Source organism: Pseudacidovorax sp. NFM-22, from assembly GCF_021401245.1.
In the GTDB taxonomy this organism is placed as follows: domain Bacteria; phylum Pseudomonadota; class Gammaproteobacteria; order Burkholderiales; family Burkholderiaceae_C; genus Xenophilus.
Genome location: NZ_JACBFY010000001.1, coordinates 1,185,899 through 1,200,117, shown reverse-complemented (window position 1 = coordinate 1,200,117; position 14,219 = coordinate 1,185,899). Strand labels below are relative to the sequence as shown.

The following is a 14,219-nucleotide window of genomic DNA, read 5'->3' as shown; positions in this document are numbered from 1 at the left end:
GGCCCGGAGCGATCCGGGCCTTTTGCATTGTTAACGCGAAACCGCACTCCCACTTGGGTTCGCGTGGCGCCTCGCGTTCACGTGGCCCCGTCGCATCGGCGTTTGTCGGCGGCAATGCGTGCAGGCGCCGCAGCTAGAATCCGCCCGCCGGTTCGACCAGCCGGCGTCAGGGCAGGTGCTGCAAGCAGTCGTACAACAACATCTCTTGCCAGCCAAGGTCAGGGATCGTCCCCGAGCATTCACCCCCTCCGTGACCGGTGGCGGACGTCATGTTCGCCTTTGTTTCTCGTCGTCTCCGCGGGCGCTGTGGCGTCCGATCCTAGAGGTGTGCAGGCATGTTTGATTTCTTCCGCAAGTACAACAAGATCGTGATGATCGTCCTGTTCTTGCTGATCATTCCCTCGTTCGTGTTGTTCGGCGTGCAGAACTACACCAACAACGGCGACCGCGGCGACGTGGTCGCCTCCGTCGATGGGCAGTCGATCACCCGTACCGAGTGGGAGCAGCAGCATCGCAACGAGACCGACCGGTTGCGCCAGCAGATGCCCAGCCTCGATGCGTCGGTCTTCGACTCCGACGCTGCGCGCTATGCCACGCTGGAACGCATGGTCCGCAATCGTGTGCTCACGGCGGCGGCCCTCAAGACCAACATGACCGTGTCCGACGGCCGCCTCACCCGTGTCTTCACCGAGGACCCTGGGCTTGCCAGCTTCCGCGACGACAAGGGCAACTTCGACCGCCAGCGCTTCATCCTGGCCACCGGTCGCACGCCCGAACAATTCGAGGCGGCGGTGCGCGCCGATCTCGCCACGCAGCAACTGCTCGGCGGCGTGACCGGCTCGGCCGCGCCGAACCCTGCGCTGCTCGACGTGCTGAGCAATGCGCTGCGCGAGCGCCGCGAGGTGCAGGTGGCCCGGTTCGCGCCGGCCGACTTCGCCGGCAAGGTGTCCGTCTCCGATGCCGACCTGGAGTCTTACTACAAGAGCCACACGAGCCGCTATCAGCTGCCCGAGCAGGCGGACGTCGAGTACATCGTGCTGAACATGGATGCGGTCAAGAAGACCATCGCCGTCCCCGAGGCCGACCTCAAGGCCTACTACGACCAGAACAAGGACCGCTTCGGCACCAAGGAAGAACGCAAGGCGTCGCACATCCTGATCGCCGCAGGCAAGGACGCACCCGCCGCCGACCGCGCCAAGGCCAAGGCCCGCGCCGAGGAGCTGCTGGCCGAGGTCCGCAAGACGCCGGCCAGCTTCGGTGACCTGGCCAAGAAGAACTCGCAGGACCCGGTCTCCGCGGCCCAAGGCGGGGCACTCGACTTCGTGACCCGAGGTGCGATGGTCAAGCCTTTCGAAGATGCGATGTTCGCGCTCAAGAAGGGCGAGATCAGCAATGTGGTCGAGACCGAATATGGCTATCACATCATCCGCCTCGACGACATCAAGCCGGCCGTGGTGCAGCCCTTCGAGCAGGTGCGTGCCCGCATCGAGGACGAGATCCGCGGCCAGCAGGCCTCTCAGGCCTTTGCCAAGCAGGCCGAGGTCCTGTCCGACCTGGTCTACCAGCAGGCCGACAGCCTGCAGCCCGCCGCGGATGCGCTCAAGCTGCAGATCCAGAAGGCACAGGGTGTGGGTCGCACGCCCGTGCCTGGCGCGCAGGGTCCCCTGGGCAACCGCAACTTCATCAATGCACTGTTCGCGGCGGACACTCTAGAGCGCAAGCACAACACCGAGGCCATCGACCTGGGCGGCAACCAGCTCGCCGTCGGTCGCGTGACGCGCCACGTTCCGGCGCGCACGCAGACCTTCGACGAGGTGAAGGCGCGTGTACGCCAGGAGCTGGTTGCCGAGCGCGCGGCAGCGGCCGCCAAGACCGAGGGCGAGGCCAAGCTCAAGGCCTGGGAGGGTGCGGCGGCCGGTGCCGTGCCTGCCGGTCTGGGCCAGCCCATCGCCGTGTCACGCAACGACAACGCCAGCTCGCAGCCGTCGGCTGTGGTCGAGGCAGCCTTGCGTGCCGATCCCGCCAAGCTGCCCGCGTGGGTCGGCGTGGATCTCGGTGCCGAAGGGTATGCCGTGGTGCGCGTCAACAAGACGCTGCCGCCGGCCGAGGTGCCCGCGGACCAGCGCCAGCAAGAGCGGACGCAGCTTTCGCAAGCCATGGCGGGCGCGGAGGCCGAGGCTTACTACGCGATGCTCAAGGACCGCTTCAAGGCGACGATCAAGGTGCCGCATCCCTCCGGCGCTCCTTCGGTGGTCGTGAACTGATTTTCGTGAGAGGCGGGATTTTTCCGCTATACTCCGAAGTTCTCTCGGTGGCTGTAGCTCAGTTGGTAGAGTCCCAGATTGTGATTCTGGTCGTCGTGGGTTCGAGTCCCATCAGCCACCCCATCTAAGCCCATGTTCTCATGGGCTTTTTTGTTGCCCGGACGCTTCGCACTCCCCCGCATGCTCCCCTGATATTCCCACCGTGGGAATACTCGTCACAGCGCCGAGCGCTTCACCTCCTTGTTTCTGTCGTACACCCGTGCCGTCGTGGCCGGGTTGCTGTGCAGGTCCGGCAGCTCGCCGTACAGCGTCTTGTGCTGTGTGGTGTAGTAGGCCCGCAGGTCATGGAAGGTGAATCTGTCGCTCTCAGACAACACCTTCTCCGCGATTGCATCCACCACGCACCGCTGCCACAGCGTCTTGAAACCGCGGGCCGTGTACGGGTTGTTGTCCCGGGTCGGGAAGACGTAGAGGCAGTCCACCCCGCGCTCCTGGTGCAGAGCCCATAGGCGATCCAGCAGGGCGTTCAGGGCTGGCGTGATCGCGATCACCTCCACCAGTCGCTCGCGCTTCTTGCCGCGCTGTTTCGCGCGGAAGACCCTGATCTCGCCCGCCTTGCGGTCCACCTGCGGCCATGTGAGCGTCAGGAATTCGACCTTGCGGTTGCCGGCCAGACTGGCGTATTCCGCTGCCATGCCGATGATGCGGCGCTGCGGCGTCTGGCGTCCAATCCACTGCAGGAAGCTGGCCAGGACAGCCGCCGGCGGCGCCTCGGTCCGCGGCTCGCTCCCGTGGGGCTCGACGCCGATGGTCGCGTTCGCGGTGGCGACGCCCAGCTTGATGCCGTGTCCGAAGAGCCGTGACAGCAGGGACTTCTCGATGTCCGCTCGGCGGGGCGCGTCGGCCCGCTCGGTGTGCACGTACCTGGCCACCATGAACGTCGTGATCTCGCCCATGTGCATGTGCCCAAGGCGTTGGTCCAGCTGCCGCCAGGCCCCCAGGTAGTCGGCGCGTGTGGCTTCGGCCAGCTTCTTCCATCGAGGCGATTCCTGGAAGCTGTTCCAGACCCAGCGCAAAGAGCCATAGCTCTCGCAGCCGGGAAGCCCGTTCATGTCGATCACCTTGCGCAGGGCCGTCGGAAGATCGGTCCCGAGGTTGATCGGCTTGGCGCCGACCGGGTGGTAGCGGTAGGTGATGGTTTTGCCGTCCTTGTGCGGCCTGGCCTCCATGCGGGGAAGCAGGCCCATACCAGACGAGCGATCACGATGTCTTCCCATGATCAACCTCCAGCGGCCACACGCCAGCGCGGCCCGTTCGCAATGGCCCTTGTTGGGGCGGTCCGGCTGTTGTGGGAAGCCCACACCCGCTGCCAGTCGTCTCGAGCGACAAGCGGACGGCCGTTCGGCCGGCGCAGCACGCGCAAGCCCAGCTGCCGCAGGTAATTGACTTTCGCGGCGTTCTGCTTGAGGCCAGCGCAGATTTCGTCCACCTCTTCGTCGGAGAGGTCGGGGCGGTCGCTCATGCGGACTCCAAGAGGAGGGCGGGTTGAGGAAGCAGCAGGTCGTTCGTTTGGTTCAGATCGATGCCGATTAACTGCCTGGGGATGGGCTTACTGCCGATCTCCAGGAGCTTGTCCGGGTGATCCGCCGGCAGGTGGGAGCGCAGGCCCCAGTAGGGTGTGCTGGTGACGGTGTGCACCTGCAAGGCGTCCTCTATCCTGCGGCGCGGCGCAGCGCGAACGTTGCCGAAGTGGCAGTGGTTAAGCCACCGGGTCATGGCGCCTCCTGGGTAATCGGCCGTTTGTCGGACGGCTCATCGGCGTCGCGACACAGCGATCGCCGGCATACTCCGCGGAGAGAGCCAGCGAGGAAAAGCGCATGACCTATTGGTGGGTAAACCACAGCGGCACGCATACCCAAGAGGTGGCAGGCGGGTACATCTGGTGCCCTCCCACTGACGTCAATGGCAAACCTCGGGAGACCTACACGAACCTCACGAGAGCGGCGGTCGGAGATGTCGTGTTCTCGTACGCGCATAAGGCCATTCGAGCTGTTGGGGTCGTCAAAGCAAAGTACTCCGACGCACCAAAGCCTGACTACCGATCGGCGGGCTCCAACTGGAGTGCCCTTGGGTGGCTTGTGCCAATTGAATGGGCGCGCCTTGCAGAACCGTTCCAGCCTCTGACGGTTTGGCCGCAGATTCAGCCGCTCATGCCCGCCGCGCACTCCCCGCTCACGAGTGCCGGCACAGGGGCTATGAACGTCTATCTCGCCGGTCTGGATGAAGCACTGGGTTCTGTCTTGCTGAGCCTGATCGCTCGCGACAATGAAGACATCCCGCGGGCTGTCGAGGACGCTGCCGCTGAGCAGGCCATCGCGCATTCCGCGATTCCGGAAACCACGAAGCAGCAGCTGATCAATGCGCGCAAGGGGCAGGGTCTGTTCCGCAGCCGGGTGAGCGCCATATCTCCCCACTGCAGAGTGACGGGTACCGCCGACCCGCGTGTTTTGGTGGCCAGTCACATCAAGCCATGGAGCAAGAGCTCGGACAAAGAGCGGCTTGATGGCAACAATGGACTGCTTCTCGCGCCACACGTCGATAGGCTGTTCGATCGCTTCTGGATCTCCTTTGGAGACGATGGCCAGCTCCTCACCGCCGGCCCTGCAGTGGCAATACTGTTGCGTAACTGGGGAATTGAGCCCAATCTCAGAAGCGGCCCATTTACAAGGCGGCAGTCCAAGTACATGACCTACCACCGCGGTCGGTTGGCCGAAGTCACTGCGAGGGGCCTGTGGACCTAGACGCGAACTGAACGGAGGGCACAAGTGAAGAAGCCTGCGGCGCTGGGTTGGTGGCGCGAAGGATGGAATTGGATCGATAGACTCTTCTTCTACGTGATCGCAGTTGTGGCTGTGTCGGCATTGACCGGCTACGTCATGCGCGATGCCGTTCCGAGCCAGTGGAGAGCAGATGTGTGGAGTGCCATCGCAGCCTGGGTGCAAGCGATCGGTTCCATTGCCGCTATTGCAGCGGGCGTGTTCACTATGAGGTACCAGCTCTCCGAACAGCGGCGGGAGGCATCCGAACGAGCGGATGAAGTTGAGCGGGTGGCAAAGAGCCGTGGCTATCAGGTACTCGCTTCCAGCCTCTACACATGTACGGAGCTCGTCGGAAAGCTGGAGGGCGTGATTGGGGACAACAGGTTTTCCCCCCATCCCGCGCTTCACGTGGCATTGGAGATAGAACGGATACTCCGGGAAGAGAACGCAAAGAGTCTGACCCCGGCAGCACTTGCAATGCTCGGGGAGATGGTGGCGCGGGCGATATCCGTACGCGCAGCGATAGAGACGACGCGAAGCCTTGATCGCCAGCACTACGAGAAAGTGATGCCTGCTTTGATCAAGGCGGTAGAACTTCTCAAGAGCCTCATTGCGATCGCCTCTCGCTGGGTCAGTTCGGAGCTCGCCAGTATTCTTTCGCAAGCGGAACGTGACGAACTTACGAGAGCTGCGAATGCCTAAAGGTTTGGACAATCTGGCCGCTAACCTTCGCGGGACCGCGCAGGTTGGCCGCAAAGTATGCGCCGAAGCAACCTCGCAAGGTATGAATGGACTCGGAATTTGGGATTCACACCTGCAGGCCATATCGACAATTCGAACAACAGCACAGATCGCGAACCTGACAGCAGCTCGATTTACCGCTTCGCCTACACGCGCTTCGCACGGGGCACCAGAAAGCGCAGCGTCAAGCAGCAGTCCCCCGCCGCCATCTCTTCGTTGTCGTTCAGGTCGCGCACCAAAACCTCCAGGTTGTGCTCGTCGACGATCTTGCGTAGCTATGCCACCTGTCCGCTCGGCAGCTGCGAAGCAGGTAGAGCAGCAGATCCGGCGCCGCGCCGTGATTCCCGTCGGCGGCAACTTGTCGATGTGGGTGGGCCGCACAAGCATCATGCGCGGACCTCTCCGCCCAGCGCCTCCAGCAGCGCCGGCAGCAGCTTGCCCAGTTCGGCCGTCACGATGGCCGCATCGGTGTCGAAGGCGTCAGCCTGGGTCAGGTCGGCGCCGTCGAACACACCTCCCAAAAACCGCAGCTTGCGCAGCTGCAGGCCTCCTGTCAGCTCGAAAGAGACACGGTCCTCCCAGGTGAGGGCCAGGCGGGTCGGCCGCTTGCCTTGGGCGATGTGCTGGCGAACCTCCTCGATGTCCAGCGGGTGCCTGCCGTAGCGCACCACAGCCTTGGAGTCGTCGGTCGCCTTCAACTCGCATTCGCGGTCGATTGTGAAGCCGTGCGCCTCGTACAGGTTCTCACCGCCGTCGGCCAGCCAGGCCGCCATGGCGCCGCTGGGCTCCGTCTGCGTGTGGAAGGCCGTCACGCCGAAGCCGTCCAGCGCCTTGACCAGCGCCGTCACCACCTCATCGGCGCGTGCCTGACTCGAAGTGTTGAGCGACAGGCGCAGGCCGGTGGAGTCGATCCACACTGCGACGCGCGCGAAGCGGCTGAACGCCATCGGCAGCAGCTCGTGCGTGATGTCCTCCTTGAGCTGCTGCCGCTCCTTCTTGCCCGGCTTGCGTCCGGCCTGGCGCTCGATCTGTGCGCAGCGCTCGTCCAGCTTCCGGCGCACGACCGATGCGGGCACGGTCTTGCTCTCGATCAGGTATTCGAGCAGCCACTGCCCGGCGACGGACTCCAGCAGCGGCCCCTCCTGCTGGCCGCGCGGCTCGACCCATCCCGCGGATGATTCCTGCGTGGGACTGCAGGGCACGAAGCGCTGCGCCTGCAGCTGTTCCTCGGCGAGCGCGAGGTTGGCGTACCAGCCGGGCGCCACGCGATAGCAAATGCAGTGCTTGAATCTCATGCCATGCCCCCTTGCCCCTGCGGCTGCTGCATCGCGTGCTGCAGCGTGTGGAAGCGATCGAGGAAGGCCTGCCGCCAGTCCTGCCAGGTCATCGCGGCGCGCTCGGGCGAGTCCAGCCGCACCCAGGTGATGGGCTCGATCCGCTCGGCGGGGTCCTCGTCATGCAAGACCGCCCAAGGCTGGTTCAGCGTCGGGTCGTAGGCCGTCAGGTCCCGGCGCTCGGTGGCCAGCGCCGTCAGGTCGATGTGATGCAGCGCCGCGCGGGCCGTCACGAACACCGTTTCCAGGCCCAGCGCGCGGCGGAAGCGCTTCGCGTGCGTGGCCTCGAACAGCGTCCAGGCGCTGATGCCGCCGCCGGCGCAGGCCACGGCATTCACCGCGCGCTTGGCGGGACTGCTGACGTCCTGTGTGACGCACTCGTGCGCGTCGTGCCAGAGCGCAGCCATCTGCACATGCGCCGAGCGCCCCAGGCGCGCGGCGATGTCGCAGCACAGCAGGGAGTGCTCGGCCACGCTGTAGGGGCGCGACGTGGCCCCGTGGAAGCGATTGATGAGGGCCAGCTGATGGGCGACGTCTTCGATGTGGACGGGGCGGCCCGCATCGGTCATCGCCTCGGCGCCGCTCAGGTGGTACTCGGCGCCGGTGGGGGTGAGCATCCATGTCATGACGGCTGGCCCTCCGGTTGCGCGGCCTGAGCCTGCTCTTCGCGCATGCGCTGCAGTTCGGCTTCGTAGTAGGCCTTGAAGCTGCCAGCGGCGGCGCTCTCGAAGGGGTAGGGGCAAGCTTCGTCGGCGGACTTGCGGGCACGCGCGGCGTCCTGCGCCCGCTTCTTCACGGTGGCCAGGGCCACGATGGAATGAGGCATATGAGGGGTCGAAGAGGTGAGAGGGTGGGCACCGCACGAAACGACCTGCGGCGGTGAGGGGAGGGCCGCCCCGGCGTCCTCGGTGGGGACCATGGGCCAGCGCGGCGGCGCGGCTTCGCCGCGCTCCACGAAGCCGACGAGTTCGTCGCGGCTGACGTGCAGGCGGTCGAGGTGCAGAGAGAGGCAATCGCCGGCCTTGAGGTGGGAATGGCGCTGCATGAAGGCATCGGCCTCTGCGCCGATCCACATCGCCGACAGCGTCTGAATGCCGCGCTGGGAATGCCGCTCTCCGAGCAGCAGCTGCCACCCGTGGTCCTGGCCGTCGCGCGGCGATGCAAACTGCACCCGGAATGGCGGCCGGCGTAGGAAGAAGATGCCCGAGGTCTTCATGGCCGACCTCCGAGGTACAGGCCCAGCAGCAGCGCGAACAGGCACGTGGCGGCGATGGCGGCAAGCAGCGGGATAACGCTTTCGCGCGTGGCGCGGGCTTCCTCGGCTTCGGCCTGGGCCTCGATGAGGAGCGTGATCAGGTCGGCGCGCGTGCGGCGTGGTGGCATGGCGCCGTGTGGGATGGTGGGCTGCGGCATGGCTGGCTCCAACGACTCACCGGGGCGGCCACTGCTCGGGCAGCTCGCGATCGCGGGCAGCTACGCGGGCGCCTTCGATGGCCTCGGCCACGGCCGGCGCGGTCGGCTCTTCATCAGCGCAGACCATGCTGGCTAGCATGACGACGATCAGGAAGATCGTGGCGGCAGTCTCGAGCGCCCTCATGCCACACCGCCTTCCTGCTTCGCGATCTGCAGGATCTTCTCGGGCTCCCAGTGCGCCATGCGCTCGGCCATGCGACGCGCCTGGATGGCTGTCTTGCCCAAGCGTTGGCCCAGGCGAAGGAATCGGGCCTCGTCCCAGCTAGCGACGATGGTGCGGGCCTTCGCGCGGGCGGCCGTCAGCTTTGCGGCACGCTCGAACCGCTCCTTGCGATCCGCCTTGCGCTTCTCGCGCTTGGCAGCGTCGATCTGCGCGTGGATGTTGCCCGCGCGCTTGTGCAGCGGCGTGTTCAGGATGCCGTGGTCGAAGCTCATGCTGCGGCTCCGGTGGCCTTGGGGTGGAACCGGCGCGGGAACCAGTCACAGTAGTTGTCCGTCGGCGTATGGCCGAAGATCGTGCAGCAGCGCCGCTCGTGAACGCAGTCACCGCAGGTCAGGCCCTTGGGCAAGTCCATGCAGGTGCCGTCGTCGCAGGCGTTGTCGGCGCAGCATCCCTGCTGATAGCGGACGGGTGCCGCCTCCTTTTGCTCGTGCATCGCTGCTCTCCTCAGAATGTGTTGCGGGCCTTGCGCTCGACCTCGGCGCGCTGCTCGCGTTGCTGACGCTTCTGCTCGCGGTCCAGGCGGTCCCATGCGCTCAGGACCGAGCCGGCGTAGCGCTTGCGCTGGATAGCGGCTTTCGCCGCCTTGAACTTGATGACCGTCATGCGCGCACTTCCCAGTGGCTCAGGCCGTGGCGGGCCGCGATCCGGGCGCAGACCGCATCGGCGGCGTCGCTGGCTTCACGGACGAAGTCGGCCGCATTGAGGCCCATCCGGCGCGGGTCGTTGAAGGGCAGCGCCGAACGCTCAGCGAAGCGGGCGCGCTCTGCGGCGTACTCGGGCGAGTCCATGTACTCGGCGCGGGCAGCCTTCACGGCGGCGGCGCGAGCGGCCTTGATCTCGCTGGTGATCTGGGGACGGCTCTTGCCCGTGTTGCGGCCAGCGCAAACCTGGCCGTAGTGGACGATCTGGCCGTCGTCCAGCTCCATCGTCACGGTGAACTTGAGGTTCGACCGGCCGCAGCAGTCACAGGTCGTGATGCTGTCGTCGGTTCCCAGTGCTTTTGCCATCGCGCGCTCGTCAACTGCGCGGCTCAGGCCGTTACCACTTCGTCCAGGCGGACGGCCTCGGCCACGGGGCAGCCCGTGACGTGGTGAGCGGCACGTAGCGCGCTCTCAGCGTTGGCGGCTTGCAGCTGCACGAAAGGCAACACGCCGGCCTCAGTCATCGCGGGATAGCCCTGCTTGTCGAGCGGGGCGTAGTAGCAGCGGTAGCTGTTCATCGATTCTCCTTTGGCACCAGTTGTGCGGCGGAGATAATTTAGCGCAGTGCTAAATATTTTGTCAATAGCGCATCGCTAATGTCTGAGCGGATTCACCTCTTTTCGCTTCATGCTTATCCCGGAGGGAGAAGAGGATCCATGCTCAGTGCTGGCGCCGGTACGATCCCAGTGGGCCAGGAGCGAGCAAGCGTGGACTGAGCCCGCCTAGAGCCAACTAGTTGAGAGCAGTGGGTGCCAGTACTGCGATAGAGGGTCCGCGAGCCCGCGCCTGGTACCACCGGAGGTCTTCGAAGCAGACCCGACAGATAACGAGAGCTTTGGGGTGGGGAGTAAAGCTAGCTTAGTTAAAGGCAAGCTCAACTTAGTTGAATCTCGGAGAACAGCTTGCGTTTTTCGCGCTTAGCAAGATAATTTCACTTTTGGATGCTGAAAGTGCTTGCAATGAGTACCTCTGAACCTCCTCAGGCCCGTGGCGGAGTCGCGCGTGCAAAGTTGCTTCCGCCCAGTAAGCGGAGCGAGATCGCGAAGCAAGGTGCGCAAGCTCGCGTCCGCCAGCTGCAAGAGTTGAGTTCCCTTGCCGACCTCCCCGTGGCTACTCATGGCTCGCTTGATCGGCCCCTTCGCATCGGCGAGATAGAGATCCCTTGCTATGTTTTGCCTGACGAAACACGCGTCCTCACGTTGCGAGGGTTACACGGGGCACTGCAGATGTCCCACGGCGGTGGTCAGGGGGGTGTGCGCAAAATCGCTGCGCTAATGGAGCGATTCGCAAAAAAAGGCATAGATATCAATGACTTGGCGGTGCGCGCAAATCATCCGATTCGGTTCTTGGCACCTCATGGAGGCCTCGCTGCGACTGGCTACGATGCAACGCTGCTTCCTGACATCTGTTCGGCTATTCTGAAGGCGAGCCAGGCGGGCGCCCTTGACAAGCGACTCTCATACTTGGCACAGCGGGCGGAGGTGTTACAGCACGGGTTTGCTACGGTAGGCATCATCGCGCTGGTGGATGAGGCTACCGGGTTCCAGGAGATAAGGGCAAAAGATGCGCTGCAGGCTTATCTGGAGAAGTTCCTGCGCCATGAGCTTGCAGCATGGGTGCAACGTTTCCCGCTGGAGTTCTTCCGAGAGTTGTATCGCTTGAAGCGATGGCCCTGGAGCGGCTCTTCTCGGCGTCCAGGTGTGGTTGGTCACTACATCAAGGATCTTGTCTACGAGCGGCTTGGCCCCGGAGTCATTGAAGAGCTCGAGGCTCGCAACCCTTCAGATGGGAAGGGCCGCCGAAAGGCGCGTCATCATCAGTGGCTCACTGAGGACATCGGCCACCCCGCGCTGGCTCAACATATGCATACGCTCATCGGGTTCATGCGTGCAGAGGATGACTGGGAGGCGTTCAAGAGCCGCTTCTATCGCGCCTTCCCCAAGCGAGGTGATAACTTGCAGCTGGCCTGGTAGACGGGCCCAGAAAAAAGCCCGCACATGGCGGGCTCTTTCATGTATGGGGGCGGGAGCCCAAGGTTACGCGGCTTTCTTGCTCTCGTCGACGGAGTGCTTGTAGCCATCGAAAAATGCCTGTAAGCCTCGAACTCCGACCTCATGCACGGTTGCGGCCACTGCTGCGGGGACGATCTGCTGCAGGTGCTCTAGTGCAGCATCCCTTCCCAGCGGGTGTAGTTGAACGAGGTTGCTCATAGGGCTCTCCAGGGGGCGTGATTACTTAACGACAATGGACAGAAACCGACCTTCGATCGAGGCCTTGAACTGCTTTTTAGCGTCTTCGGAAGCTTGGGTATGTAGGTGCTTCACCAGGACTTGAAGAAATCCCAGCTGTTCGTTGGTGCGACCGTACACCTTCAATGTGGATGCTGAGTGTGCCATTTGCAAGCGGATAGAACCTAGGATCGATTCCGTGAACACATCCATCGCGACACCAGAGTCACCAGAGACCAGTTGCGCATCAGCACTAGGGCGCAAGTGTAGCCGCAACATCTTCACCCACTTCGACCTTGCTGACTTTCGAGTGATAGCTACTTCACAGAAGCCGAGGGCAACTGCGGGATCCTTGGCTTCGTCGAAGATCCCGTATGCCATGCCCTCGCCTTCGACATACGTCATATGTGTCCCCGCCCAGTCTAGTAAGCGAGACACTTCAGGACGAAACGCAAGGCCTGCATCGGCGTCAGCCAACCACGCAGTTCGGGTTGCAGCTACGGTGTGAGGGTCAAAGACTCGGAAAACAAGCTTCGCTGGCATCGTGTCGAAGTGTATCGATTGCGCATCATTTGTTCCGCGTGGTTGTACCTACATAGTTTGGGGGAGGGTAGCGAACAAACTTGCGCACCCGATGCGTCAGAGATCAAGTTCGAACTGCTCGGCACGCGCACGGCCGATGAACTCCATCGAGCCCCAAACGCTTCCTGCGCCCCAGCATGAGACGCCTCGATCAGAGCTTCACGCCGTTCCAGGCCCACAGCACCCGCCCGCGGCACTTGACCTCGATGGAGCCGTCCAGCACATCCACGGTACGCACCTTGGGGTTGTCGCTACTGATCTCGTAGACGCCGTCCATGCGCTGACGGACCCGCTTGATGTAGACCCGTTCGTTTGCTTCGAGCACGTAGACGCCATCAATTTTCGGCTCCTGCACCCCTATGTCCACCAGCAGGAGGTCGCCATCTTCGAAAGTGCCTTTCATCGAATCGCCGTAGCCATGGATGAAGCGCAGGTTCTGCAGGCCTGTGGGCTTCAGCGTGCGCTGTGCCCACTCCGGCGAGACGGGGAGGGCGCCGGTCATCACTTCCTCACCCATGTCTTCATCGCCGGGACCCATGCTGCCGCTGTTGGCCAAGAGCGGCACGGCCAGCTTTTGAAACCCGGGAAGGAAGGGGGTGCTCGCGGAGCTGGACTCCAAGTCGTCGTCCGGATTGTCCATCCACCCTGTGGGCTTACCCAAGGCCGCTTCGATCTCCCTAGCAATGGCGCCGCTCATGGCGCGCGGCTTGCCCGATTTTGAATCCACTGACTGATTGACCCACTGGCTGATCTGCGCGGGTGCCTTGTTGATGAGCTTGGACAAGCCCGCTGCGGTCCTGTGCTCCCGCACAAGCTCGAGCAGCCGCTCCCGGCGGATTGTCTCCACAGTCTTCATGCGCCAATGATTTAGCACGTTGCTAACTTCGTCGATATGCGGTGCGCTATTGACTTTCGTTAGCGGTGCGCTAAACAATTGGGTCATGGATCTCACTCAGTACTTTGCCTCCGAGCGTGGCGCCCAAGCCCGCCTCGCGAAGGCCATTGGAGTGCCCGCGCCGCTGTTGAGCGCGTGGGCCTCTACTGACCCCGACAAACGGCGGCGCGTACCAGCTGAGCGGTGCCCAGCCATTGAGCGCGCCACTGGCGGCGTCGTTAGGTGCGAGGACCTCCGGCCCGACGTTGCCTGGGATGTCCTGCGCATGCAGGCGGCGCACCTTGGCACAGTAGGCCGTGAGGTGGTCCATGGCTGACCGCCGCCCCCGCGTGATGTCCCGCCCTGTCCTGGACGCGGACTTGCTCCAGCGCTTCGAGGCTTGGCGCACGGCGCAGCCAGCACCTATTACTGCTGGGCCCTGGTACCGCAGGGTGCTGCCAGGCCTCTTGTCGGGGTTTCCGGGAACGGTCGAATGGCAGTTCCGGCGCTGGAACGCCAACCGTCGATTCGTCGTCAGCGAATAGCGCGGTGCATGTCGATGAGCATCGTTTCCAGCAACGTGTCGCCGCGCTTCTCGGCATCGCGAGCCAGCTCGGCAATCTCCATTGCAGTCTCTGCCCGCTGTTCGGGAGTCATACGGCGCGTGAGCACCATCGCGAGGGCGCCAACCGAACTGACGATGGCATTGACGGTTGCGTCGTCGTTCTTGAACTTGTTCATGGCTGCCCCTCCAGGGGATGGTTGTTGTAGAGCTTCCATTCTGCCCCTGGGGGGTGCAGGCGCCTTCCGCTGCGTGAAGGAGATCTCTCATGGCTGACCGCCTCCAGCCCCGCCGCGTGATGTCCCGCAGGCAGCGGGAGGCCGTAGCGCTGGGAGAGTCGCGCGCGCCGGTCGCGAAGATCAGAACGCGAGTGACGATCAGTGTCGAGCCCACGAGCAACCAGGGGGCGGTACACGAG

At 63.8% G+C, this 14,219-nt stretch carries 22 protein-coding genes and 1 tRNA gene; 6 read left to right on the top strand and 17 right to left on the bottom strand.

Annotated elements, in window-relative coordinates; translation table 11 throughout:
* The first annotated feature begins 335 nt into the window (after positions 1–335).
* Together L0984_RS05430 and L0984_RS05425 are read left to right on the top strand one after the other, a co-directional pair.
* Complete coding sequence (locus tag L0984_RS05430) at positions 336–2,264, top strand: SurA N-terminal domain-containing protein (RefSeq protein WP_234192695.1); 1,929 nt, start codon at positions 336–338, stop codon at positions 2,262–2,264.
* Positions 2,265–2,311: 47 nt separating this feature from the next.
* Positions 2,312–2,387, top strand: a tRNA-His gene (locus tag L0984_RS05425).
* Positions 2,388–2,479: 92 nt separating this feature from the next.
* Here L0984_RS05425 and L0984_RS05420 read toward each other — a convergent pair.
* From L0984_RS05420 to L0984_RS05410, 3 genes are read right to left on the bottom strand one after another with little or no spacing between them, the layout of a single operon-like run.
* Complete coding sequence (locus L0984_RS05420) at positions 2,480–3,511, bottom strand: tyrosine-type recombinase/integrase (protein WP_234192694.1); 1,032 nt, start codon at positions 3,509–3,511, stop codon at positions 2,480–2,482.
* 32 nt (positions 3,512–3,543) lie between these two features.
* On the bottom strand, positions 3,544–3,786 hold the full coding sequence (locus L0984_RS05415; protein WP_234192693.1) for a DUF4224 domain-containing protein: 243 nt from the start codon (positions 3,784–3,786) through the stop codon (positions 3,544–3,546).
* Complete coding sequence (locus tag L0984_RS05410) at positions 3,783–4,040, bottom strand: hypothetical protein (RefSeq protein WP_234192692.1); 258 nt, start codon at positions 4,038–4,040, stop codon at positions 3,783–3,785. Before L0984_RS05410 ends, L0984_RS05415 begins: the two co-directional genes overlap by 4 nt.
* A gap of 479 nt (positions 4,041–4,519) precedes the next feature.
* On the opposite strand from L0984_RS05410, the gene L0984_RS05405 reads away from it, so the two are divergent.
* Entirely contained in the window at positions 4,520–5,065 is a 546-nt protein-coding gene (locus L0984_RS05405; RefSeq protein ID WP_234192691.1) for an HNH endonuclease, read from the top strand.
* Between the two features lie 24 nt (positions 5,066–5,089).
* A complete protein-coding gene (locus L0984_RS05400) occupies positions 5,090–5,785 on the top strand; it encodes a hypothetical protein (RefSeq protein ID WP_234192690.1) in 696 nt (231 codons plus the stop codon).
* Positions 5,786–6,210: 425 nt separating this feature from the next.
* Here the strand turns inward: L0984_RS05400 and L0984_RS05395 are convergent, their stop codons facing one another.
* Genes L0984_RS05395 through L0984_RS05350 form a run of 10 tightly spaced genes read right to left on the bottom strand, consistent with a single transcriptional unit; the run spans position 6,211 to position 10,073 of the window.
* Positions 6,211–7,119 carry a recombination-associated protein RdgC gene (locus tag L0984_RS05395; RefSeq protein ID WP_234192689.1) on the bottom strand — a complete coding sequence of 303 codons (909 nt, stop codon included), beginning with the start codon at positions 7,117–7,119 and terminating at the stop codon, positions 6,211–6,213.
* Positions 7,116–7,775 carry a hypothetical protein gene (locus tag L0984_RS05390; RefSeq protein WP_234192688.1) on the bottom strand — a complete coding sequence of 220 codons (660 nt, stop codon included), beginning with the start codon at positions 7,773–7,775 and terminating at the stop codon, positions 7,116–7,118. The genes L0984_RS05395 and L0984_RS05390 overlap by 4 nt, the downstream gene beginning before the upstream one ends.
* A 5-nt stretch (positions 7,776–7,780) precedes the next feature.
* A complete protein-coding gene (locus L0984_RS05385; RefSeq protein WP_234192687.1) occupies positions 7,781–8,374 on the bottom strand; it encodes a hypothetical protein in 594 nt (197 codons plus the stop codon).
* Positions 8,371–8,571 (bottom strand): hypothetical protein, encoded by a 201-nt coding sequence (locus tag L0984_RS05380; RefSeq protein WP_234192686.1) that lies wholly within the window; start codon positions 8,569–8,571, stop codon positions 8,371–8,373. The genes L0984_RS05385 and L0984_RS05380 overlap by 4 nt, the downstream gene beginning before the upstream one ends.
* 16 nt (positions 8,572–8,587) lie before the next feature.
* Complete coding sequence (locus tag L0984_RS05375; RefSeq protein WP_234192685.1) at positions 8,588–8,755, bottom strand: hypothetical protein; 168 nt, start codon at positions 8,753–8,755, stop codon at positions 8,588–8,590.
* A complete protein-coding gene (locus L0984_RS05370) occupies positions 8,752–9,066 on the bottom strand; it encodes a hypothetical protein (protein WP_234192684.1) in 315 nt (104 codons plus the stop codon). The genes L0984_RS05375 and L0984_RS05370 overlap by 4 nt, the downstream gene beginning before the upstream one ends.
* On the bottom strand, positions 9,063–9,287 hold the full coding sequence (locus L0984_RS05365) for a hypothetical protein (protein WP_234192683.1): 225 nt from the start codon (positions 9,285–9,287) through the stop codon (positions 9,063–9,065). The genes L0984_RS05370 and L0984_RS05365 overlap by 4 nt, the downstream gene beginning before the upstream one ends.
* An 11-nt stretch (positions 9,288–9,298) precedes the next feature.
* Positions 9,299–9,457 (bottom strand): hypothetical protein, encoded by a 159-nt coding sequence (locus tag L0984_RS05360; RefSeq protein ID WP_234192682.1) that lies wholly within the window; start codon positions 9,455–9,457, stop codon positions 9,299–9,301.
* Positions 9,454–9,861 carry a hypothetical protein gene (locus L0984_RS05355; RefSeq protein WP_234192681.1) on the bottom strand — a complete coding sequence of 136 codons (408 nt, stop codon included), beginning with the start codon at positions 9,859–9,861 and terminating at the stop codon, positions 9,454–9,456. The genes L0984_RS05360 and L0984_RS05355 overlap by 4 nt, the downstream gene beginning before the upstream one ends.
* A 23-nt stretch (positions 9,862–9,884) precedes the next feature.
* A complete protein-coding gene (locus tag L0984_RS05350; protein WP_234192680.1) occupies positions 9,885–10,073 on the bottom strand; it encodes a hypothetical protein in 189 nt (62 codons plus the stop codon).
* A 564-nt stretch (positions 10,074–10,637) separates the two neighbouring features.
* On the opposite strand from L0984_RS05350, the gene L0984_RS05345 reads away from it, so the two are divergent.
* Positions 10,638–11,528, top strand: a complete 891-nt coding sequence (locus L0984_RS05345) for a P63C domain-containing protein (protein ID WP_234192679.1) — start codon at positions 10,638–10,640, stop codon at positions 11,526–11,528.
* A 63-nt stretch (positions 11,529–11,591) separates the two neighbouring features.
* On the opposite strand, the gene L0984_RS05340 is transcribed toward L0984_RS05345, so the two are convergent.
* The 3 genes from L0984_RS05340 to L0984_RS05330 all read right to left on the bottom strand — a co-directional run bounded on the left by L0984_RS05340 (position 11,592) and on the right by L0984_RS05330 (position 13,308).
* Positions 11,592–11,765: a hypothetical protein gene (locus L0984_RS05340; RefSeq protein ID WP_234192678.1), complete on the bottom strand. Its 174-nt coding sequence runs from the start codon at positions 11,763–11,765 to the stop codon at positions 11,592–11,594.
* Between the two features lie 21 nt (positions 11,766–11,786).
* The gene (locus L0984_RS05335; RefSeq protein ID WP_234192677.1) at positions 11,787–12,188 is read right to left on the bottom strand and encodes a hypothetical protein; all 402 of its coding nucleotides are present in this window, start codon (positions 12,186–12,188) and stop codon (positions 11,787–11,789) included.
* Positions 12,189–12,516: 328 nt separating this feature from the next.
* Positions 12,517–13,308: a S24 family peptidase gene (locus L0984_RS05330; RefSeq protein ID WP_234192676.1), complete on the bottom strand. Its 792-nt coding sequence runs from the start codon at positions 13,306–13,308 to the stop codon at positions 12,517–12,519.
* Between L0984_RS05330 and L0984_RS29930 the strand changes: the two genes are divergently transcribed.
* The gene (locus L0984_RS29930) at positions 13,307–13,576 is read left to right on the top strand and encodes a transcriptional regulator (RefSeq protein ID WP_370645890.1); all 270 of its coding nucleotides are present in this window, start codon (positions 13,307–13,309) and stop codon (positions 13,574–13,576) included. The two genes, L0984_RS05330 and L0984_RS29930, sit on opposite strands and share 2 nt — an antisense overlap.
* A 197-nt stretch (positions 13,577–13,773) precedes the next feature.
* Here L0984_RS29930 and L0984_RS05325 read toward each other — a convergent pair whose 3' ends face one another.
* Complete coding sequence (locus L0984_RS05325) at positions 13,774–13,980, bottom strand: hypothetical protein (protein ID WP_234192675.1); 207 nt, start codon at positions 13,978–13,980, stop codon at positions 13,774–13,776.
* Between the last annotated feature and the right edge of the window lie 239 nt (positions 13,981–14,219).